This is a genomic window from Burkholderia sp. 22313, assembly GCF_052045245.1.
Lineage (GTDB): Bacteria > Pseudomonadota > Gammaproteobacteria > Burkholderiales > Burkholderiaceae > Burkholderia.
Genome location: NZ_JBQEON010000035.1, coordinates 41,772 through 61,940, shown reverse-complemented (window position 1 = coordinate 61,940; position 20,169 = coordinate 41,772). Strand labels below are relative to the sequence as shown.

The following is a 20,169-nucleotide window of genomic DNA, read 5'->3' as shown; positions in this document are numbered from 1 at the left end:
GCCTCCTATCGTAGAAGCGTTCTCTCCGACTACACCTGACAAAGCAATGGAAACAGTCTGGCATCTCAAATGGGCGCACGGCGCGTTCGATCTCCACGCAGCAGGGGGGATGCTCGGCGGCGTTGCATTACAGCAAGGCGGCCGCACGATCCGTCCGTTTTACGAAGCGCCGTGGATCGGCCAGGCCGAGCCGCAACCTTCCGGGCTACTGGGGGTCATGCGAAGCGAATTCCCGTGCGTGCCATTCGGTGTTCCATACGCTCCCGATCGACTGCCCTCCGGCTGGCGGAAGGCCGCCGCAACGCCGATCCCGGATGACGTCGCACTCGACACCAGTGACGACCTTCAGCATGGTTACGGCTGTACCGGCATGTGGTCACTCGTGAGGCGAACCGCACACGAGATCGAAATCGACATCGCTTACCCCGAGACATCGTCGATCGCGCGACTGACTCGCATCGTGCGCGCCGATCCGGCTCGCGCTGCCTTCGACGTCACGCTCCGTATCGAAGCACGCAAGTCGGCTCGCTGCCCCATCGGCCTCCATCCGAACCTCGCGCTGCCGACGCTCACCGGCGCATTTCGAATCGAGCCCGGCGCGTACCGTTTCGGCATGGTGCACCCGGCCGGGCCGGAACCGCGTGTATCGAGCGCACTTGCAGGCGCGACGTTCGAAACACTCGAGCGCGTACCGCTTGGCGACGGTGGTTTCGGTGCATTTCACCAGCTACCGCTCGCGCAGCCCACGGAAGAAATCCTCCAGCTCTGCGGGATCGACGGTTCGGTCACGATGACGGACACCGCCGCCGGCACACGCTACCGGCTGACATGGGATGCCGACGCGCTGCCGTCGCTGCTGTTGTGGATCAGCAATCGCGGACGTGCCTATGCGCCATGGAACGGCCGCAACCTCTGCGTGGGCATCGAACCCGTTGCGAGTGCATTCGAGCTTGGCCGTGCGGCTTCGCTCGCGCCTAATCCGATCAACGCGCGCGGCGTTCGAACGGCAATTGCATTGGATCCGGGCACGCGAACTGAAATCGCTTACCGATTCGAGGTGCTCGCCGCACATTAGGCATGCCCCCCGCAGCGGAAGGCTCTCTCACGCAATCTTCGGAAAATCGCTCAGCGCAAATTGCCGGCTTCGTGCTGGTTCGGTTTTCCGACATTTCATCTATGAATAGTTGTCCTGCATGATTTGCATGTAATTGCGCCATCCCGGCCCGACGATGGCTCGCCCCGCTTACGCGGCTCGACATTCTCAAACGGAGCTCACTTCACTGTTCCGCTTTTGACGTATTAGCTTTTACGGCAATTCATTTCGTTTTCCTTACTTATGCCGGTGACAGTAGGTACCGGAGCTGTTGTGCCGCTGTAACACGTTTTTCTTTCTGACAGGTTTGGAGCCAATTATGAAAAAAGCAATACTCACCGCCACGTTGATGTCGATCGGTATCGGTGCGCACGCACAAAGCAGCGTCACGCTCTACGGCCGCCTCGACGCGGGCATCGAGTACCTGAGCGGCATTTCCAACGGGAACGGCGGCACGGCAAGCCGCTGGCGTGCCGAAAGCGGCGACTGGGGCACCAGCCTCTGGGGCCTGAAAGGTTCCGAGGATATTGGCGGTGGAAACAAGGCGGTCTTCCACCTCGAAGGCTCGTTCAATGCGATGAACGGTGGTCTCGGCGGCACCGGCTCCATCTGGGATCGCTGGGCAACGGTCGGTTTTTCCAATGACGCTTTCGGCACCCTGCTGCTCGGCCGCGAACTCTCGATCTCGAACGGGTTGTGGGACTTCGATCCGCTTGGCCAGACCTCCTGGTCGTCCGGATCGCTCGTGCGTGGCCGCAACTGGAACAAGACCAGCAACAATATTTCGTACCAGTCGCCGAGCTTCTACGGTTTCGACGTGTACGGCCAGTATTCGCTGTCGAACGCAACGAGCTGGAACGGCAACGGCACAACCGCACAGGGTCGTGCCGACGGCCTGCAACTGACCTACACGAATTCGTACTTCCAGGTTCGCGGCATCTATGACGAAGCGCGCGACGTCAACGGCAAGTTCTCGGACGTGTTCAACTATTCCCGCGAGTACTTCGCCGGCGTGAACGTGTTTCTCGGCCAGTTCAAAGTGCAGGCGGCCTATCAGGCCTCGCACGCGAACGGCGCGCCGGCCGCCAACAACGGCATTACGTCGACGCAGCAGGTCTGGGGCGGCGTCACCTGGCAGGCTACGCCGGCCGCAGCCCTGACGGGTGCCGTCTATCACGTCAATGCCAATCATGGCGGCGGCAACGCCAACATCTACACGATCGGCGGCACCTACAACATCTCGAAGCGCACGCTCTTCGACATGCAGATTGCCACGGTGCGCAACAGCAAGAACGCGAACTTCGGCCTGGAGTCGAATCCGGCAGGTGCCGGCGGCCCGATCGCCGGCGGTGGCTACAACGACAATCCGACACCCGGTCATAGCCAGACCGGCGTCTATGCGGGCATCCAGCATCTGTTCTGATTCGATCCCGCATAGGGGATAACGAACGTTTTTCCACGCTGCTTGGAAAAGCGTGTTTCGGAGCGATGCCCCGTGAGGGCATTGCTCCGCCAGCCCCATCGATACGCGAGTCGGCTCCCAAGGGAACACGCGGGTGTGGGCTCTCAGAAAAGTTGTCTTTGGCACCCTATACGAATCAAGGACTTGGACATCTTTTCTGAGACGACTGCATGGCGCTCGTCTAAGAAAAAGTGTCCTTGGGCACGGGAATTCTCAGAAAAGTTGTCTTCGGGATGTTGCCTGCTTCCGACCACGTGTCTCGGCGGCGCTTGGCAACAAGCATCGGCGCAGAAGTGCGCATCAGAATCCAACCAGACTGATCAGCATGTGCCATAAATGTGCATATAGTGTGCGTTGAGCAATCTGCTATGGATCCAAACGTCGACTACGACCCAACGCCATCCGGTGGTTTCGACCAGTTCATGGAGTTGTTGAGGGACCGTGATAGCGGCGCGCCGATCGTCTCAGCTTGCCGGTTCGCGGCCGCCTTGTATATCGATATGCAAACGCTCTCACGGCTGGCCCATGTCCATCGCAATACCGTGAGCCGACTGGCGGGCTCTGAACGCGTGCAGAAGTTCCTTCGGGACGCACTTCGGATCATCCGAGCGGCTACCGATATCTCCGGCGACGTTCAGAGGGCGCTCTTCTGGTATCGCAATGAACCGTTGCCGACCTTTGATTGCAAGACTGCTGAGCAGCTCGTTTCAGAAGGGCGTACTGAAGACCTACTGCGTTACGTTACATCGCTCGAGACCGGCGCGGCCGGATAGGGTCGGGTACATCCGTTGCGGATCTGCAAAATAGCGGCTACTTTCACGTCATAGCCAACCTATGTTCGGTAAAAGAAAACAGGGAGCGGGGCTTACCGGCTTGGACGTGGTTCCGCGGCATGTTCTCGCCCCACCTCCTCAAATGCCCGCTTGATGAGCGGGCATTTTCTTTTTCGCTCCCATTCGTCCGTATGTCCGCGCGAAAGTGTGTATTTCGCACCGGCTCGCACACAACGAACGGTAGTTTGCGGACCTCAACATCGGGTGACGGCGTCGCGAACGGCGTCTGTATCGGGCAGATGCGCATGCTGCGCTGCCAGGCTCGCCGCCTTGGCTTCGAGCGCTTCACGCAATGAGTACAATTCTATAACACGCGGCGTGGCGCAGGACTTGTGAATCCTTCCCCCAAGACGCCTAGAATTCAATCATGGCTGCATTCCACAAGGAGGCTGTCATGACTCAGTCGATGATTGGTTGGGTGGTTGGTTTTGCGGTGGTCGCGGTGGTTGCAGTCGCGTTGGCGCGCCGTTACCGGAGCGAGCATTCAAGTATGGAAGTCGTTCAGTGGTTGGATTCCCATCACTTGGGGTGGATGCACCGCAAACATTGACTTCTCCGCGCTGCCGGCGATAGCCCCGCCTCACTGAAGTTTGCCGGGGACCAAACGCGCCGATGCAGGCGAGCGGATGAAGTCGGCTATGTCGTTGTCTCGCCAGGGGGCTTGGCAAGGAAGGCATCATGGATGATGAAGTGTGTACAACCCACACGCACGTGGCCCGCCTTCGCGTGATGGAGACGATGTGTGGGCGCTATCGCGGAATCGTCCACTTGCACCACATCGGAGAGGATCCAGGCTCCTCTGAGCAACACGATACCGAAGAGGATTTTGCGACAGACGTGGAAGCGCGCGACGCCGCTCGAGCGCTCGCGCGCACTTTGCTAGAAGAACAAATCCAGGGGCACGAAAAGACGCAAGGAACCGATTGAACTTGCGTTGGCGGCTTGGTCGTTACGCAGCGTCGCTTGGCAACACGACGCCCATTAGCGCGTAGCGCGGCAGTTGCATAATGCGGCCGCTCACCCGCTGATCTGCTTTGAGAGCGCTGGACAGAAAGGAATGTTGGTTTTTCGTCGCGAGTTTTCCGTTGACCGGCAGCATGGCGTCGGCTTGCCCAATTTCAGTTCGGGACGCGCATCTCCGATTGTCGCGTGCTCCCATGCATTGCTGCACATCAGAGATCCGCATCAACGTACTGCGTCGAGCATCCAATGTTCACCTTGGTTCTGGTCGATGATGTCTTCTGCATAACGTTGCGAAGCCAGACGTGCGTCACCGGCACTGACAAACGGCGAACCGTCGACAAGCTTGAAGGTCTGGCTCCGGGTCAGCGTGGTGTCAGTGCCGCGAAGGCAAACCTTGACCGGCGCGTCGAAACGAGCTTCGTAGTTGTGCGTGCGGACAGCGCCTGCTTGAAAGTGAGGGTACCGTCAGGGCACCATCTCCCCGCGTATCGGCGATTGTTCACACGCGGCTGAGCCGGTCGGTCCCGCGCCCAATCGGGGCGGCATGCCATGCGGCGGTTCGCGCAGAACTTTCGCTGTACAAGTTCGCCAATGGGCGTAGGATGGATTGGCTGACTGACTCGCTACCGATTCCCGCGCCACTCAAGGCGCCCCCCTCCGAACGTGATCGGGCCTCTCATCGAAACCGCGCAATGCGGACGAGCGCGCCGCATATCGGCTGCGTATGCGAATCGCCTGATCGATGCATGTCTACAGGACACGAGCGTGTTGGATAACGCGTCCTGATCTCTTCCTCGGTCCATCCTGTTTCTGCGTCCGCGGCGCCGCCACAGACTCAAACACGCCTCGCGCATGGCGCACCGGCAACGTCGGGAGGCTGGATATGAACAGAAAAGACTTGTTGAAATGGATTCGACGCGATGGTTCTGGTGTCATCGAACAGTTCCTGCCGTATGACGCTCGTGCCGAGATGGACGGCGTCATTCTCGATCGTCGTCATAAAATCGATGAGGATGCCTTCCTGATGTTTTTCTCGATTCGCGCGCTGTTGCGCAAAGGCGGAATGGCGAGCTGCGAATCGGACCAGGAAGCAGGCCAGATCATGGCACTCCTCAAGCTTTGACTGTTCTGGTCGCGACGATACACTTCGCGGTGGCCACGGGCCCCGCAGCAATTGAAGGAGGAAGGAAAATGCAAGTCGACCCAACCCGATTCCATATCGACCCGACACCGCGCAGGGCCGACGGGGAATACATGGCACACGTGCGGATCAGCATCGATCGTGCAGACGGCAGTGAGTGCGACGTTCAACTGAGCGGAGATCTGGCTGGCTTCGACGTGCGCGAGGATGCGATTGCCTTTGCGAAAAACTGGGCGCTCGAATGGCTCGACGCGCATTTGGCCGACGATCTCCCCGCGTCGATGAATTGAAATTCGGGTGGCACGCCAGCCGCCCGAGCAATCAGGGCGTCGCCGGGATCGAGGCCGACGGCAATACATGCTGCTGCCAAAGCAGGCTGACGCGGTGTCGAAGGTCGGTCGAGAGGATGGCCATCCTTGGAGGGCCACAGACCAAGGCAGCAAGCACGCCCTCTAACGGGCTCATCATCGCCAGATCGGGCCGCATGCGTTCCGCATCCTCGAAGTCCGCGACTCTCGTGAGCCGAACTTCCTCCCAAGTGCGGCGCGTCGCGTCGGGATATCATTCCAGTCGATCGAAGGCACCCGCTTCAAGATCTTTCCTGAAATGCTGTAGCCAGTCGCTTTCGTCGCCGATCACGTATTCCTTCGTAATCTGCGTCGAGAGCCTGGTGATGGTGACATAGCCCTGTAGACCGAGGTTCTCATCACCCTTCGGGTCGGTCGTATCCGTTTCCTGAAGATCGAAATCGCCCTCTGCCAAGCCACGGCGCTCCAAGGTCGCCAGAAAGTCTCTGTATTCATCCGATTCGATCAGCCGCATATCCGGCCCCCTCGTGTTCAGCAGAGATGTCGCGCGGCTCGATGTCACGGGGCCGACGGCACGCGTTCGAGCGTTGAAATCATGCACACCGAACTCACGCGGAATACCTCACGATCCCCCACATACGGCGCTACCGGGAAGCAAGCTTCCGGGGAGCCGACATCGCTGTTGCCGTCACCCGGGGGTAGCAGCATGTCTTTGAGCATCGCGCTCAGCTCCGGCGTGTCCCATGGCAGGCCACGCCTGGTGCTTTGGGGGTCAGAGTCTCTCATCGCTGTCTCCTCCTGCAATAGCGTCTTCAGTGTAGTCCCGTTGCGACCACGAGAGTCGTGACCGAAGCGCTCATTCGTCGAATCAAATGCCGTGCGTCGCTGCGGCAGGCAACAGCTGGCCGTCGGCTGTCGTTGGCTGCCTACGTCACCATGACATTCGATCGGCCGATTCCGTCAGCCAAAGGAGATTCCGTCCGTTCAGGACCGACTTATCATGTAGGAATGCGAATTGATATGATCATGCAGGGCGAAGCGGACCAGCGACGGCCCATGGCTGTAACTGACCGACCCGGTTCACGGGATGCATCGGCGATGCGGGCAATGACATGGCTCACGCAGGCCTTAACCGATTCATATGTGCGTAGCATGTTGACGTCAACGGAACAGGACACCAGGTCGAACCGCTACTGGCCAGCTTCGGCTTGTGGCTGCGGGCACGCCAGAGAGCGAACATCGAGCGTGCGAAGGAGTAGGGGCGGACGCCACCGATCGCCTATGCTGGAAGCTCACGAGGAGCCGACGATGACGCCACATGACGTGATGATGATCTTCGAGCGGATGAACGCAGAGGGAAAGGCGGCCGCCGATCTGGACCATGCTTGTGCCGGATTCGCTGGCTGGTTGGCGGAGGCATGGAGTCGATTGAGTAAGGATGAGATCGCAGTTCTGACGTCGATCGGCGCCTCGCTGTATCGCGAGGGGTATGCGAGGCGGTACTAGGCAGGCTCGGGGGCCAGCGTGAATATATGGGCGGGGCGGACCGAAAGGGCGTATAAAGTCCGAATGACTATCCCCTCCGTTACCGCCGAATCGGTCCTGGGCCTGTTCCGGCTCATTGCCGGGAGGGAGGAGCGCCGGACTTCCGGCGAGTCAGCAAGGATGGCGGCGCTCCTGGCTCTTGCCGAGCAGCTTGCACGCAACCATCAGGCAATGACAGAAGATAGTTGGGATGCAGCCGTCCGTGTTGGCGGCCTGCTGTTGCGAGCGGAAATGATCAACAACGACGCTGACACGGTGGCGCTTGAGCTGCTAAGCCGGTTGCGGCAGCGGAAATGAAAAGCGCGTTCGAGCGTATTGCGAGTCGCCCTCTGTGGAATGGCCAACATGTCGACACACCTGCTTCTTCTCTACAAGGGGTACGAACTTCATCCCCTCGTCTTCGCGCGTACATTCAGTCGCTTTGACGGACATTCCCGTTACGCCGAAGGGTATGACATCGCGGTACGGATATGCCGCCCGGGCGCGATAGCAACCTCCGCCGCGAGCCGTATTTTCAGGCTGGACCAACCGCATGCATACTCCGACTTTGGTATGGCAAGGCGTGCCGCCCGGCAGCAGGGAAAGGACATCATCGACGGAAAGGTGGGTGGAGCTTCGGTCATCGACATGTAGTTCGGTCAAACGCAGCGGTCGGCCACGACGACGCGAGAAGCTGAACGCACGCATTCTTCCTCACCGGTATCGCCACCATGCTAAGTGATCGCAATGCGATTCCGTACTACCTCGTCTTACGGACTGACTGTCCACCGTATGTTCTGAACGCTGACCGCCGCGTGCTGCGCCGCGAGGCAAGCCCTCTCCTGCGCGCGTTCGCGAGAGCCCGTGGCGCGCCGACCTCGATCGCGGACGACGCATGGAGCGTCTTTTCCGGCTCGGAATCCATTTCGCTCTTTGAGCGCATGGAGATGCGGGCCTATGCACTGGTTCGCGGGGCCGAAAGCGAACATCAACTCCGGTTACTGGCTGCTCTCTGACTCACCAACGTGCGCATTCCTTGCGGACGGCGAGCTCAGCAGCCTATTCGAAACGAGGTCTGTTTGCGAAGGCATCCAGTCCGAAAAATCGTCGATGGCGGCGTGACTGGACGCGCGCACATCTCCGATCGATCAACCCGAGTGGTGGACGGCCTCGCGGCGGAGCATCACGTGGTCACGATTCGACAATCGTGGTGTCGGAGCTTCCAGTGGCGCACCATCGAATTCGATTGAGCAGATGGCAGACGATGCCATCAACTTCATCAAGGCCATGGGGTTCACGAAGGTCGATCTTTTTGGCTTTTCGATGGGCGGCATGGTTGCCCAGGGAGTCATGCTGAAGCAGCCGCAACTCGTCCGCAAGATTATTCTCGCGGGAACGGGTCCTGCCGGTGGGGAAGGCATCAGTACCGTGACCAGCGTTCCCTTTTGCGACATGCTTCGAGGTTTCCTCACCGGCCAGGATCCGAAGCAATATCTGTTCTTCGCTCGTACGCCAAACGGTGTCGAAGCCCGGTGTCAATTTGACTTAGCGGAGCTGTCGTTACCATGATTGCGGCCCGGTTCGCGCGCTGTCGCCGATGGGCCCAGGGTGGCGAGAATCTTGTCGCGGCATACCGTCAGGATTTCGTCTGCGAGCGGAGAATCATCCGGGCACGCGCGCGACAACACAATGGCGCCGACCGCATGCGCCATGATGTCTAGGCAGTTGGCTCGCGCCTCCGCCGAGGCTGCACCGTCTGACGAACCACGTTCTTGGCTTAGCGCCGCCAGCAGCCTTTCGATACCGTCCGCGAATGTGGCCCGGACCGCTTCGGGTTGACGCGCGGCATCCCCACCCAGCGCAGCCATCGTGCAGCCGGTTGCGCGCGAGTCGCGGTGCTCGCGCGAGAGATACAGTCGCACGAACTCCGATGCGTCCACCTCGGCCGACAGCGCAACAGTCTGCGCCATGCCGCAGGCCGCCGATTCCGCCATCAGATCGGCCTTTGAGCTGAAGTGTTTGTAGAAGCCGCCGTGGGTGAACCCAGCTGCACCCATCAGATCCGCCACTCCGACCCCATCAAAACCGCGCTCCCTGAATAGCGTCGACGCTGTTTCGACAACGTGGGCCCGGTTGGCCTGTGCCTGTGCCTTGGTGACTTTCACTTTCCTCTCCGTACGCGTTCCTGTCTGATGGCCAGACTATACATTGATGTTGATCATCATCAAAGTATTGACACGTTAGATTATGATCGTCATCATTACGCCATTCCCACCACCAAACGCTGGAACGACATGTCAGAGAAAACGCTTTTCGAGCCGTACGCCCTCGGTGGCCTGACGCTCGCCAATCGCATCGTCATGGCACCGCTGACCCGCAACCGTGCCGGCGCCGGGCTGGTGCCCAGCGCGCTTGCCGCGACCTACTACGCCCAGCGCGCCTCGGCCGGCCTGATCATCACCGAGGCCACCCAGGTTTCGGCCCAGGCCCAGGGCTACCAGGACACGCCCGGCCTGTACACGTCCGAGCAGATCGCTGGCTGGCGTAAGGTCACGGACGCCGTACATGCGAAGGGCGGACGCATCTTCGTGCAGCTCTGGCATGTGGGCCGCGTCTCGCACACTGACTTGCAACCTGGCGGAACGGCGCCGGTCGCGCCTTCCGCCATCCGCGCCGAGACGAAGACCTTCGTCAACAACGGATTTGTCGACGTGTCCGAGCCGCGCGCCCTGGAACTCGCCGAGCTGCCGGGCATCGTGAACGACTTTCGACAGGCTGCGGCCAACGCTATTGCCGCCGGTTTCGACGGCGTGGAAATCCACGGCGCCAACGGATATCTGCTGGAGCAGTTCACCAAGGACGGGGCCAACCAGCGCACCGACGACTACGGCGGCTCGATCGAGAACCGTGCGCGGCTGCTGCTGGAAGTCGTCGCCGCAGTGGTCAAGGAAATCGGCGCAGAGCGCACCGGCGTGCGCATCTCGCCGGTTTCGCCGGCAAACGGCATTTCCTGCAGCGATCCGCAAGCGCAGTACGACTACATCGCCGAACAGCTCAGCGCGCAGGGCATCGTCTGTCTGCACGTGGTCGAAGGCGCGACTGGCGGCCCACGCGATGTGGCGGCGTTCGACTATGACGCGCTGCGCCGCCGGTTCAAGCAGACCTATCTGGCCAACAACGGCTACGACCTGGAATTCGCCACCACTCAACTCAATGAGGGCAGAGCCGACTTGTTCGCGTTCGGCCGTCCGTTTATCAGCAACCCGGACCTGGTCGAACGCCTGAAGCACGGCGCACCCCTGACGCAACTCAACCCGGCGACGCTCTATGGCGGCGGCGCGGTGGGCTACATCGATTACCCGACGATTTCCGGCTAAGGCGCGTGCCCTTGATCGAGCCTCCGCCAGAAGAACCCTTGCAAAGGAAAGTACCCGTGACCACGCTTCCGACTGTCCTCATCACCGGCGCCTCCAGCGGCATCGGTGCCACCTACGCCGAGCGCTTCGCTCGGCGTGGCCATGACCTCGTCCTTGTCGCGCGTGACAAGGCGCGGCTCGATGCCTTGGCAGCGCGCCTGCGTGAGGAAAGCGGTGTGGCCGTAGAAGTGCTGCAGTCCGACCTGACCCAGTCCACCGATCTGTCCGCGCTCGAGGCGCGTCTGCGCGATGACAATCGAATAGGAATTCTGATCAACAATGCCGGCGTGGCTCAGTCGGGCGGCTTCCTGCAGCAAACCCCTGAAAGCATCGAACGCCTGATCACGCTCAACACGACGGCGCTGACGAGGCTTGCAGCCGCGGTCGCGCCACGCTTTGTGCAGTCCGGTAATGGCTCGATCGTCAACATTGGCTCGGTGGTGGGTTTTGCGCCCGAGTTCGGCATGTCGATCTACGGCGCGACCAAGGCATTCGTGCTGTTCCTGTCGCAGGGCCTGAACCTCGAGTTGTCGCCCAAGGGCGTTTACGTGCAAGCCGTCCTGCCGGCGGCGACACGCACGGAGATCTGGGAGCGCGCCGGGATCGACGTGAACACGCTGCACGAGGTGATGGAAGTGGGAGAGTTGGTCGACGCGGCACTGATTGGGTTCGACCGTCGCGAACTGGTCACGATCCCGCCGCTGCACGTAGCTGGGCGGTGGGACGCGCTGGACGGCGCTCGACAGGGACTGATATCGGACATTCGACAAGCACACGCGGCCGAGCGTTATCAGCTCCGCGCCTGACTATTCATTGCTGCAAACGGCGGAACGACGGATACCACGATGACCGACAACCATATCACTACGCCCACGCGCTTCGTGGATGTCGAAGGTACTCGATTCGCCTACCGCCGCTGGGGTAAGGCAGACTCTTCGCAGCCGCCGTTACTGTTCCTGCAGCACTTCCGCGGTGGAATGGACAACTGGGATCCACTCATGACGGATGGGCTTGCCCAAAGCCGCGAAGTCATTCTCTATAACGGCCGCGGCGTCGCTTCCTCCGGCGGGCAACCACGAACTCGCATCGAGGACATGGCCGATGACGCAGCGGCCTTCGTTCGCGCACTCGGCTTGCAGCAAATCGACGTTCTGGGCTTTTCGTTGGGAGGGTTTCAGGCGCTGGACCTGACCTGGCGCCATCCCGAGCTCGTGCGCAAGCTGATGCTGCTCGGCACCGGACCGCGCGGGGGCAATCCGGAAATGGAGCCGCGCGTATTGACCACAGCGGTCAATCCGGTCCCGTCGTTCGAGGACTTCCTCTACCTGTTCTTCGGCCGATCAGCAGAGGCCGAGCAGGCAGCAAGGGAGTTCTGGGAACGGCGTCATGTGCGAGCCGACCAAGATCCGCCATCCTCGCCGGAGGTCTTGATGGCACAGATCGAGGCCAACATGCTGTACATGCCGAGGCTCTCGGAAGACGATCCTTTCGCGTATCTGCGCGGCATCCGACAGCCTACATTCATCCTCAATGGCGTGAACGACGTGATGGTCCCGACGGTTAACTCCTTCTACATGGCTCGCAACCTGCCAAATGCCCAGTTGTTCATTTACCCGGACGCCGGCCACGCCGCGCAGTTCCAGTACCCGCAACGCTTCCTGGGTCACGCAGTTCAGTTCCTGAGCGAGTGACGCGACGGTCGTCATAGTCCGAACGCACTTTTCTCAAGTCAAAAGGATGCCCGAAATGCTTAAGTTCAAATTCCTGTTGTGGGCATTCGCCCAAATGCTGAGACGCAAGGTCAGGAGCGATGCCGACGCCGCGCGCTATGTTGCGTCCACGAGCCTGGTATTCCAAATTCGTACGGTTTCGGGTGCCGGACGCTACTTTGTTGTCAAAGATGGCACCGTCCGATCGTTTTCGGGACTGGCAGAGACTCCTCGATTCACGCTCACCTTTACGAGTGCCGCCAAAGGCTTCGAGATTCTGTCGGCGAAGGATGCGCAAGCGGCTTTCCTCAGGGGGGTGGGCAGTAAAGATCTGACCATCAGTGGCGACTTCCGGGAAGTGTTGTGGTTCCAGGGCCTTACGGCGTTCCTGCAGCCTCCGAAAATCGTCTTGCCTTACGACCGCACCGTCTTCTGAGTTGCCATGAAAACAGATCTGTTGAACCAGCCACTGCACCTGCCCAATGGCAGCGCACTGCGTAACCGACTCGCCAAGGCCGCCATGAGCGAGACCCTGGGCACCTACGATAATCGCCCAACGCTGGACCTGGTGCAGTTGTACCGACGTTGGGCTGCGTCGGGGCTCGGACTGATCATGACAGGGAACGTGATGATCGACCGCCGCGCGTTGGGCGAGCCCGGGAATGTCGTGATCGAAGACGAGGCAGACTTGCCCGTGCTACGCCAGTGGGCGGAGGCTGCCACCGCGCAGGGGGCGTCGATCTGGGTGCAGCTTAACCATCCCGGAAAGCAATCGACCAAGGGTTTGAACGCCTTCAACCTGGCGCCCTCTGCGGTTCCTTTCCGCGAGGACATGGCGGCATTCTTCGAGACACCGCGCGAAGCGACCACGTCCGAGATTCAAGACATCGTCGAACGCTTCGGGCGCAGTGCGGCCATTTGCAAGAAGGCCGGGTTCAGTGGCGTAGAGATTCATGGAGCACATGGCTATCTGATCAGCCAATTTCTTTCTCCGCACCACAACCGCCGCAGCGACGAATGGGGCGGCAGTCCCGAGAAGCGACGCCGCTTCGTATTGGCCGTCTATGCGGAAATCCGCCGGCAGGTCGGCCCGGACTTCCCAGTGGGAATCAAGCTCAATTCGGCCGACTTCCAGCGCGGTGGGTTTACGGAAGAAGAATCGATCGAGACAATCCACGCGTTGAGCGATGCGGGGATCGACCTGATCGAGATTTCTGGCGGTACCTATGAGACGCCTGCCATGAGCGGGGCGATGCAAGAGCCGAAGAAGGAATCTACCGCGGCGCGGGAGGCCTACTTCCTGGAATTTGCCCAGAAGGTGCGCGCAGCAGTCAAAGTGCCACTCATGGTGACCGGTGGTTTTCGCACCGCTGCCGGCATGAACGCGGCGCTGCACTCCAGCGCGCTGGATGTGGTGGGCTTGGCGCGGCTGCTCGCGATCGATCCCGATGCCCCCGCCGCCTTGCTTCAAGGGCGCGATAGCCTGCATCAGGTGCACCCAATCAGTACCGGCCTCAAGGCTGTCGATCGCCTCGGAATCATGGAGGTGCTGTGGTACACGCGCCAGATCAAGCGCATTGCGAGGGGTAGAAAACCGCGCCCCGACGAGGGTGGGCTTGCAGCATTCTTGAAGTCTGCTTTCAGCAGCGGCTGGGGAACGTTTCGCACGCGGCGTCTGCGGGCGCGCAATTGAGTGCCGAGGGCTCGCGATCAGAAACTCATCGCTGATGAACGTCATATGAAACGATCCACCACCCGATCCAAGGAAGCCACGCACGAGCGCATCGTCGACGCTGGCGCGCGCGTGATCCGCCGCAGTGGGTATGACGGCGTCGCCATTGCCGACATCATGAAGCACGCGGGCCTCACCCACGGCGGGTTTTATGGGCATTTCGCCTCGCGAGAGGCAATGCTGGTCGAGTTGGCGGATCGAGCCGGTGCCGATGCCATCGCCACCTTTTTGCGCTGTGCAGCAGCCGTGCCCGCCGAGCATTCCCTGCGGGCGCTCCTGCGAGCTTATCTGTCCAAGGAGCACGTGAAAAACCCGGAGGCCGGTTGCCCAATCGCCGCTCTGGGAACGGAAATGCCGCGTCAGGCGCCGGCGGTACGACGCGCAATTACGCGCCGCATCAAAGAAATGATCGAAGTCGTCTCTCGCCAATCGGCCGACTGGGGCGAGCCCGATGCGCACAAGCGTGCCCTGGCGACCGCAGCGACGATGATTGGGGCCGTGATCCTGGCGCGCGCAGTCGACGAAGAGCCGTTGTCCGAATCGATGCTTGAAGCAGCACTCGAGCATCTTGCTTGCTGCGCGGATTGAAGTCCGACCGCTTTTTTTACCCGTCAGCATGATGCTCGACATATGAAAGTAGCACCCAAGGAGTCGATGATGAAGAGCATCAACCCGGACACCCAATCGGCAACGTCGTTTGCTCAAGCACCGAACAAGTTCGTCAAGGCGGCTGGAACCACCTTCGTCTACCGTGAACTGGGTCCGCACGGCGGAATTCCTTTAGTTTTGCTAAATCATTGGGGAGCCGTGCTGGACAACTTCGACCCGCGCATCGTCGATGGCTTGGCTCACAAGCATCGCGTTATCGCCATCGACTATCGAGGAATTGGCTTATCCGGTGGCGTCGCGCCGGTGACCGTGGACGAAATGGCGCGCGACACCATCGCACTGATTCGCGCAATGGGTTTCGATCAAGTCGATCTGCTTGGCTTCTCGCTTGGCGGCTTCGTGGCGCAGGACGTGACTCTCAAGGCGCCAGGCCTGGTGCGCAAGCTCATCCTCACTGGCACGGGTCCCGCCGGCGGTCACGGTATCGATCGTGTGGGTGCCGTGTCCTGGCCACTCATGCTCAAAGGCCTGCTCACGCTACGCGATCCGAAGGCGTATCTGTTCTTCACCTCCACAACCAATGGCCGGCGGGCGGCAAGCGCCTTCTTGAAACGGTTGAAGGAACGTAAGGCTGGCCGCGACAAGGGGCCGACACCTCGCGCCTTCCTTCGTCAACTCAAGGCGATCAAGGCTTGGGGCCAGCAGGCGCCACAGGACCTCGCCAGTCTGACCATGCCTGTCCTGATCGCGAATGGGGATAACGACATTATGGTACCCACCGCGCTCAGCCACGATATGGCCCGCCGCATCCCCGGGGCGCAACTCGTCATTTATCCGGACGCTGGCCACGGTGGAATCTTCCAGCATTACACCAACTTCGTACCCACGGCACTGAAGTTCCTATCGCAATAAATACTTTGTGGACCGGCGGCGTTTGAAGTTTCTCGCGGACCCCAGCAGAGCACGCATGATTCTCGACCAATATTCGTCGCGTGGGCGTGAGCGCGGCTCAGTTCAGCGCCTTCACAATACAACGCAACATCGGAGCAAGAGCAACATGAAAGCACTCACATTCCAACGCTATGGCAAATCACCCGAGATTGGGTTCGCCGAAGTTCCGCGCCCCACGCTAAAGCCCGACGAGCTGCTGGTTGAGGTTCACGCCGCGGGGGTAAACCCGATCGACAACATGATACCAACGGGAATGTTCAAACCCGTCTTGAAGCTCCAACTACCCGCAACCATGGGTAGCGATCTGGCTGGCATTGTGATCGATGTTGGCAGCCGCGTAACCCGCTTCAAGAAAGGCGACGCCATCTTTGCAAGTCTGTTCGACCTTGGAAGAGGATCTATCGCCGAATTTGCAGTGGTACCGGAGAGCGCTGCAGCCCCGAAACCGGTTAATCTGGACTTCGTGCAGGCCGCCTCGGTCCCAATGGTCGGGCTCACTTCATGGCAAGCACTGAAGGAGCGTGCCGGTCTTCAGCCGGGTCAGAAAGTGTTCATTCCTGCGGGGTCGGGCGGTATTGGAACATTTGCGATCCAACTGGCCAAATATTTTGGCGCCAAGGTGGGAACCAATACCAGCACGGGTAATATCCCGTTGGTGGCAAGCCTGGGCGCGGACGAAGTAATCGACTACAAGAAGCAAGCATTCGAGAAGGTACTGCGTGACTACGATGTGGTGCTTGGCACGATCAGGGGTGACGCGGTTGAAAAATCGGTAGGAATCCTGAGGCCGGGAGGGAAGATCGTCTCTCTTATCGGGCCGCTGGACGCAGCGTTCGCCCGCGCTCGCGGGCTGAACTTCGTCCTGAAGTTTGTGTTCGGCCTAATGAGCCGCAAGATCATGCGTCTTGCGAGAAAGCGGGACGTCACCTATTCATTTCTCTTCGTATGCCCCGACGGTGCTCAACTTGCCGAGATTGGCAAACTGCTTACGTCCGAACGTATCCATCCTGTGATTGACAAGGTATTTCCGTTTGAACAAGCAAAGGACGCGCTTGAATACCTGGCCCAAGGACGCGCCAAGGGTAAGGTCGTCGTCAAAATCAAGTAAGGTGGCGATGTACGCTGTCGGGTTGGTGTGGTGCTCGTTGTAGAATTGCCGCCAGCGTTCGATGAGCACCTTGCCCTCGGCGCAGCTTCGGAACCATTCATGGTTCGGAAATTCGTCGCGCAGTTTGCCGTTGAAGCTTTCGACGAACCCATCTTGCTACGGACTGCCAGATGACTGCTCCGGTGGCACAACGACACAGAGCCTTCTGATCTAGCGTGCGGCAGCGACGTCAGGCTCAGAAACTCAGAAATAGGTTGCACATGACGATGCTGCTGTGGGCAGGCGCCTTCCCGGCGGGGCGCTGGTGCTCTGTGTCGAACTCGGCGTCGCTGAGGGAAGCGGGGCTGCGCAGAAATTAACCTGCAGGGTTTGCCGCCATGCCAAGAGCCGCCTGAGCTGCCGCTGACGACGCATGCGTTGATTCACACCTGGCCGTGGTGGCATTTACGGGCGTTCGACGGCCGTAGCAAGGCGTTCAGGAACTTCGCCCGTGAGATGGCAGATGAGTGCCCTCGATGCGACCACGATGCGATGACGTTGTCGATCGAACATTGCACCGGACTCGCTCATGATCGAATATTTTCCGATCCTTTCGCGCAGGTCGATGCAAGTCACGTCCCTCATATACGGAATGCAGTCATTTATTCAAAGACAACATATTGAGACCGCGGACATCTTTTCTGCGAGACCACAGAGCGGGGCGGCAGCCGCTCACCCCCGCCGGCCCCCGTACCGGCAATCGTCAAACAAACTGTACCGGTACTGTACAGAAAACCGTCGCTACACTGACTCCATCCCAGTCTCGAACACGAATGGAGAATCCGCGATGGAATTCCTCACCCTCAGCGCGTTGCCTGCCGGCATGCTGTTCGCGCTCGTCACGTCGATCACGCCTGGCCCGAACAACACGATGCTGCTCGCGTCCGGCGTCAATTTCGGTTTCCGCCGCACGATGCCGCATCTGTTCGGCATCAGCATCGGCGTCGCGATCCTGATGCTGTGCGTCGGCTTCGGCCTCGGCGAAGCGTTCCGTCGCGTGCCGCTCCTGTACACGATCCTCGAAGTGGCGAGCGTCGCGTATCTGCTGTACCTCGCCTGGCGCATCGGCACGTCCGGCGAAGTGAAGGCGCAAGGCGCCAAGCCGCGGCCGATGACGTTCATCGAAGCCGCCGCGTTCCAGTGGGTCAATCCGAAGGCGTGGATGATGGTGCTGACCGCCGCGACGACGATCCGCCTGTCCGCCGACTACGGGATGAATGCCGCGTGGATGGCCGTCGTGTTCATCCTGATCGGCTTCCCGTGCATCAGCCTGTGGGCCGCGTTCGGCCTCGGCCTGCGCCGCTTCCTGTCGAACCGCCGCGCGCTGCGCATCTTCAACGTGACCATGGCCGTGCTGCTGATCCTGTCGCTGTATCCGCTCATCGCACATCTGTTGCCGCAGTAAGCGCTCACCAGCGCCCCCGTTGAGCTTCACGCCCCGCAGGCGTACCCTTTTGGTACGGGCGCGTACGACCGCTTCGGCGGTTGCACCGCAGCTGCATGGAGAGAGCCGATGAAGCCAATGCTGAAAACCGGCGAACACATTGAAGGCATGCACTGGATCGCCGAGTACCACCCGCTCACGCACGAGATCCGCGTGCTGCGCGAAAACATCGAAGTGGGTACGTACTGCGCGCCGCCCACGCTGTTCGGCGACGAGCAAGCGCTGGGCGCCGCGAACCACGACGATCATCGCAGCCAGGAGGCCGCGCTGCGCGCGTATCTGCGCCACTTCGTGAAGGAACACGACGCGGAGGAATAGCGGCGCGACGGCCGCAATGGTGAAGGGCCGCCGAAGCGGCCCGTCTGTCGTTGCGTGTCGGCCGCCTTGCGATCAGCAGCAGCGGCAACGGCAACCGCACCACACGCAGGGCCGGCGCGTCGCCCCGGCCCCGATTCCGCTCAATGTCCGAGCGACTCGATCTTGCCGGCCGGTTGCGCGACGCCGTGCGGTCGCGCCATCTGCTTGATCGCCAACGCGACGCAGGCGAGCAGGCCCGCGACCGCGATCGTCGCGAACACACCGGCGAACGAGAAGTGCCGGCGCGTCAGTTCGGCGACGAGGAACGACCCGGCAATCCCGCCGAAACGCCCGACACCCAGCATCCACGCCACGCCTGTGCCGCGACCCTCGGTCGGATAGAACGCGGCGGCGAGCGCCGGCATCGACGATTGCGCGGTGTTCATCAGCACGCCCGCGATGAACACGGTCAGCACGAGCATCCCCACATTCCCCGCGGCCTGCCCGATCGCGTATACGCTGATCGCGGTCAGCGCATAGCACACGGCGATCACGCGGTTCGCGTTGAAGCGGTCCATCAGCACGCCGCACAGCACGGCGCCAACGCCGCCGAGCGGGAACAGCGCGGAGATCAGCGTCGCGCTTTTCGGCGTCAGGCCGGCGTCCTTCAGCAGGATCGGCATCCAGTTGATCGACGCGTAGAAGATCACGAGGCCCATGAAGTACGCGATCCACAGCATCACGGAACCGACGATATACGAGCGCGACAGCACGACGCCGAGCCCCTTGCTGCCCGTCTGCGGTGCCGTTTCGGTCATCGCGAACGAGCCGGCGTTCAGCGCGGCGCGCGAGATGCGCGCGAGCGTCGCGCGAATCCGGTCGACACTCCGGCCATGCGCGACCATGAAGCGCACCGATTCAGGCATCTTCAACAGCAACAGCACGCCGAGCAGCAGCGGCGTCACGCCGCCGAGCATCAGCACGCTGCGCCAGCCGAAATGCGGAATCATCCACGCGGCGAGAAAACCGCCGAACGCGGCGCCGAGCGGGAAGCCGCAGAACATCAGGTTGATCACGGTCGCACGACGCTTGTCCGGGCAGAACTCGCCCATCATCGTGACGGCGTTCGGCATCGCGGCACCCAGGCCGACACCGGTGACGAAACGCAGGATCGTCAGGTGGCCGATCGTGTTCGAGAACGCGGACGCGAAGCACGCGACGCCGAACAGGAACACCGAGCCGAGCAGCAGCGAACGGCGGCCGAGGCGATCCGACAGCGGGCCCGATACGAGCGCGCCGCACGCGAGGCCGAACAGCGCGGCGCTGAGCACCGGCGCGAGATCGGGTTTGGTGAGGTTCCATTCGCCGAGCAGCGACGGTGCGATAAAGCCGATCGCGGCCGTATCGAAGCCGTCGAGCAGCACGATCACGAAACACATCAGGAACACGAGCCACTGGAAGCCGCCGAACGGCTGCTCGTTGATGAAGGTCTGGACATCGACCACGGGTGTGCGATTCATCGCGAGTCTCCTTGTCGGCC

The 20,169-nt window shown here is 60.9% G+C and carries 25 protein-coding genes and 2 pseudogenes; 22 read left to right on the top strand and 5 right to left on the bottom strand.

Annotated elements, in window-relative coordinates; all coding sequences use genetic code 11:
- The first annotated feature begins 46 nt into the window (after nucleotides 1-46).
- The 5 genes from ACTJKF_RS25210 (at nucleotide 47) to ACTJKF_RS25190 (ending at nucleotide 4,315) form a co-directional block, all read left to right on the top strand.
- Entirely contained in the window at nucleotides 47-1,075 is a 1,029-nt protein-coding gene (locus ACTJKF_RS25210) for a hypothetical protein (protein ID WP_440627085.1), read from the top strand.
- Between the two features lie 337 nt (nucleotides 1,076-1,412).
- Complete coding sequence (locus tag ACTJKF_RS25205; RefSeq protein ID WP_440627095.1) at nucleotides 1,413-2,516, top strand: porin; 1,104 nt, start codon at nucleotides 1,413-1,415, stop codon at nucleotides 2,514-2,516.
- Between the two features lie 407 nt (nucleotides 2,517-2,923).
- Nucleotides 2,924-3,328: a DUF2384 domain-containing protein gene (locus ACTJKF_RS25200; protein WP_440627083.1), complete on the top strand. Its 405-nt coding sequence runs from the start codon at nucleotides 2,924-2,926 to the stop codon at nucleotides 3,326-3,328.
- Between the two features lie 454 nt (nucleotides 3,329-3,782).
- Nucleotides 3,783-3,938, top strand: a complete 156-nt coding sequence (locus ACTJKF_RS25195) for a hypothetical protein (RefSeq protein ID WP_171026816.1) — start codon at nucleotides 3,783-3,785, stop codon at nucleotides 3,936-3,938.
- Nucleotides 3,939-4,066: 128 nt separating this feature from the next.
- Complete coding sequence (locus tag ACTJKF_RS25190) at nucleotides 4,067-4,315, top strand: hypothetical protein (RefSeq protein WP_440627081.1); 249 nt, start codon at nucleotides 4,067-4,069, stop codon at nucleotides 4,313-4,315.
- A 22-nt stretch (nucleotides 4,316-4,337) separates the two neighbouring features.
- On the opposite strand, the gene ACTJKF_RS25185 is transcribed toward ACTJKF_RS25190, so the two are convergent.
- The gene (locus ACTJKF_RS25185) at nucleotides 4,338-4,487 is read right to left on the bottom strand and encodes a hypothetical protein (RefSeq protein ID WP_156814593.1); all 150 of its coding nucleotides are present in this window, start codon (nucleotides 4,485-4,487) and stop codon (nucleotides 4,338-4,340) included.
- A gap of 747 nt (nucleotides 4,488-5,234) precedes the next feature.
- On the opposite strand from ACTJKF_RS25185, the gene ACTJKF_RS25180 reads away from it, so the two are divergent.
- Nucleotides 5,235-5,474: a hypothetical protein gene (locus ACTJKF_RS25180; RefSeq protein ID WP_440627079.1), complete on the top strand. Its 240-nt coding sequence runs from the start codon at nucleotides 5,235-5,237 to the stop codon at nucleotides 5,472-5,474.
- 68 nt (nucleotides 5,475-5,542) lie between these two features.
- The gene (locus tag ACTJKF_RS25175; protein ID WP_046548874.1) at nucleotides 5,543-5,782 is read left to right on the top strand and encodes a hypothetical protein; all 240 of its coding nucleotides are present in this window, start codon (nucleotides 5,543-5,545) and stop codon (nucleotides 5,780-5,782) included.
- Between the two features lie 271 nt (nucleotides 5,783-6,053).
- Here the strand turns inward: ACTJKF_RS25175 and ACTJKF_RS25170 are convergent, their stop codons facing one another.
- Nucleotides 6,054-6,314: a hypothetical protein gene (locus ACTJKF_RS25170; RefSeq protein ID WP_046548873.1), complete on the bottom strand. Its 261-nt coding sequence runs from the start codon at nucleotides 6,312-6,314 to the stop codon at nucleotides 6,054-6,056.
- 767 nt (nucleotides 6,315-7,081) lie between these two features.
- On the opposite strand from ACTJKF_RS25170, the gene ACTJKF_RS25165 reads away from it, so the two are divergent.
- From ACTJKF_RS25165 to ACTJKF_RS25145, 5 genes and pseudogenes are all read left to right on the top strand, one after another.
- Nucleotides 7,082-7,306 (top strand): hypothetical protein, encoded by a 225-nt coding sequence (locus tag ACTJKF_RS25165; RefSeq protein ID WP_419762367.1) that lies wholly within the window; start codon nucleotides 7,082-7,084, stop codon nucleotides 7,304-7,306.
- Nucleotides 7,307-7,369: 63 nt separating this feature from the next.
- Nucleotides 7,370-7,642, top strand: coding sequence for a hypothetical protein (locus ACTJKF_RS25160; protein ID WP_046548872.1), 273 nt, complete (start codon nucleotides 7,370-7,372; stop codon nucleotides 7,640-7,642).
- Nucleotides 7,643-7,690: 48 nt separating this feature from the next.
- Nucleotides 7,691-7,978, top strand: a complete 288-nt coding sequence (locus ACTJKF_RS25155; protein WP_412529227.1) for a hypothetical protein — start codon at nucleotides 7,691-7,693, stop codon at nucleotides 7,976-7,978.
- A gap of 77 nt (nucleotides 7,979-8,055) precedes the next feature.
- Nucleotides 8,056-8,340, top strand: coding sequence for a hypothetical protein (locus ACTJKF_RS25150; RefSeq protein ID WP_071333473.1), 285 nt, complete (start codon nucleotides 8,056-8,058; stop codon nucleotides 8,338-8,340).
- 138 nt (nucleotides 8,341-8,478) lie between these two features.
- A pseudogene (locus tag ACTJKF_RS25145) lies at nucleotides 8,479-8,854 on the top strand (alpha/beta fold hydrolase); the annotation flags it as partial.
- Nucleotides 8,855-8,859: 5 nt separating this feature from the next.
- Here ACTJKF_RS25145 and ACTJKF_RS25140 read toward each other — a convergent pair.
- Entirely contained in the window at nucleotides 8,860-9,489 is a 630-nt protein-coding gene (locus tag ACTJKF_RS25140; protein WP_440627077.1) for a TetR/AcrR family transcriptional regulator, read from the bottom strand.
- 129 nt (nucleotides 9,490-9,618) lie between these two features.
- On the opposite strand from ACTJKF_RS25140, the gene ACTJKF_RS25135 reads away from it, so the two are divergent.
- The 8 genes from ACTJKF_RS25135 (at nucleotide 9,619) to ACTJKF_RS25100 (ending at nucleotide 16,849) form a co-directional block, all read left to right on the top strand.
- Nucleotides 9,619-10,701, top strand: coding sequence for an alkene reductase (locus tag ACTJKF_RS25135; RefSeq protein ID WP_440627093.1), 1,083 nt, complete (start codon nucleotides 9,619-9,621; stop codon nucleotides 10,699-10,701).
- Nucleotides 10,702-10,757: 56 nt separating this feature from the next.
- Nucleotides 10,758-11,546 (top strand): SDR family NAD(P)-dependent oxidoreductase, encoded by a 789-nt coding sequence (locus tag ACTJKF_RS25130; protein ID WP_440627075.1) that lies wholly within the window; start codon nucleotides 10,758-10,760, stop codon nucleotides 11,544-11,546.
- Nucleotides 11,547-11,585: 39 nt separating this feature from the next.
- The gene (locus ACTJKF_RS25125) at nucleotides 11,586-12,431 is read left to right on the top strand and encodes an alpha/beta fold hydrolase (protein WP_440627073.1); all 846 of its coding nucleotides are present in this window, start codon (nucleotides 11,586-11,588) and stop codon (nucleotides 12,429-12,431) included.
- Nucleotides 12,432-12,486: 55 nt separating this feature from the next.
- A complete protein-coding gene (locus tag ACTJKF_RS25120) occupies nucleotides 12,487-12,885 on the top strand; it encodes a helicase (protein ID WP_440627071.1) in 399 nt (132 codons plus the stop codon).
- A 6-nt stretch (nucleotides 12,886-12,891) separates the two neighbouring features.
- Nucleotides 12,892-14,142 carry an NADH:flavin oxidoreductase/NADH oxidase family protein gene (locus tag ACTJKF_RS25115; protein ID WP_440627069.1) on the top strand — a complete coding sequence of 417 codons (1,251 nt, stop codon included), beginning with the start codon at nucleotides 12,892-12,894 and terminating at the stop codon, nucleotides 14,140-14,142.
- A 45-nt stretch (nucleotides 14,143-14,187) separates the two neighbouring features.
- Nucleotides 14,188-14,769, top strand: coding sequence for a TetR/AcrR family transcriptional regulator (locus ACTJKF_RS25110; RefSeq protein WP_440627067.1), 582 nt, complete (start codon nucleotides 14,188-14,190; stop codon nucleotides 14,767-14,769).
- Nucleotides 14,770-14,838: 69 nt separating this feature from the next.
- Nucleotides 14,839-15,702, top strand: a complete 864-nt coding sequence (locus ACTJKF_RS25105) for an alpha/beta fold hydrolase (RefSeq protein WP_440627065.1) — start codon at nucleotides 14,839-14,841, stop codon at nucleotides 15,700-15,702.
- Nucleotides 15,703-15,847: 145 nt separating this feature from the next.
- Nucleotides 15,848-16,849, top strand: coding sequence for an NADP-dependent oxidoreductase (locus tag ACTJKF_RS25100; protein WP_440627092.1), 1,002 nt, complete (start codon nucleotides 15,848-15,850; stop codon nucleotides 16,847-16,849).
- A 33-nt stretch (nucleotides 16,850-16,882) separates the two neighbouring features.
- On the opposite strand, the pseudogene ACTJKF_RS25095 reads toward ACTJKF_RS25100, so the two are convergent.
- Nucleotides 16,883-17,005, bottom strand: a pseudogene (locus tag ACTJKF_RS25095) (integrase core domain-containing protein); the annotation flags it as partial.
- A gap of 670 nt (nucleotides 17,006-17,675) precedes the next feature.
- Between ACTJKF_RS25095 and ACTJKF_RS25090 the strand changes: the two are divergent.
- A complete protein-coding gene (locus ACTJKF_RS25090; RefSeq protein WP_440627063.1) occupies nucleotides 17,676-18,293 on the top strand; it encodes a LysE family translocator in 618 nt (205 codons plus the stop codon).
- Between the two features lie 108 nt (nucleotides 18,294-18,401).
- On the top strand, nucleotides 18,402-18,650 hold the full coding sequence (locus tag ACTJKF_RS25085; RefSeq protein ID WP_440627061.1) for a hypothetical protein: 249 nt from the start codon (nucleotides 18,402-18,404) through the stop codon (nucleotides 18,648-18,650).
- Nucleotides 18,651-18,790: 140 nt separating this feature from the next.
- On the opposite strand, the gene ACTJKF_RS25080 is transcribed toward ACTJKF_RS25085, so the two are convergent.
- Complete coding sequence (locus ACTJKF_RS25080) at nucleotides 18,791-20,149, bottom strand: MFS transporter (protein ID WP_440627059.1); 1,359 nt, start codon at nucleotides 20,147-20,149, stop codon at nucleotides 18,791-18,793.
- Nucleotides 20,150-20,169: the final 20 nt, after the last annotated feature.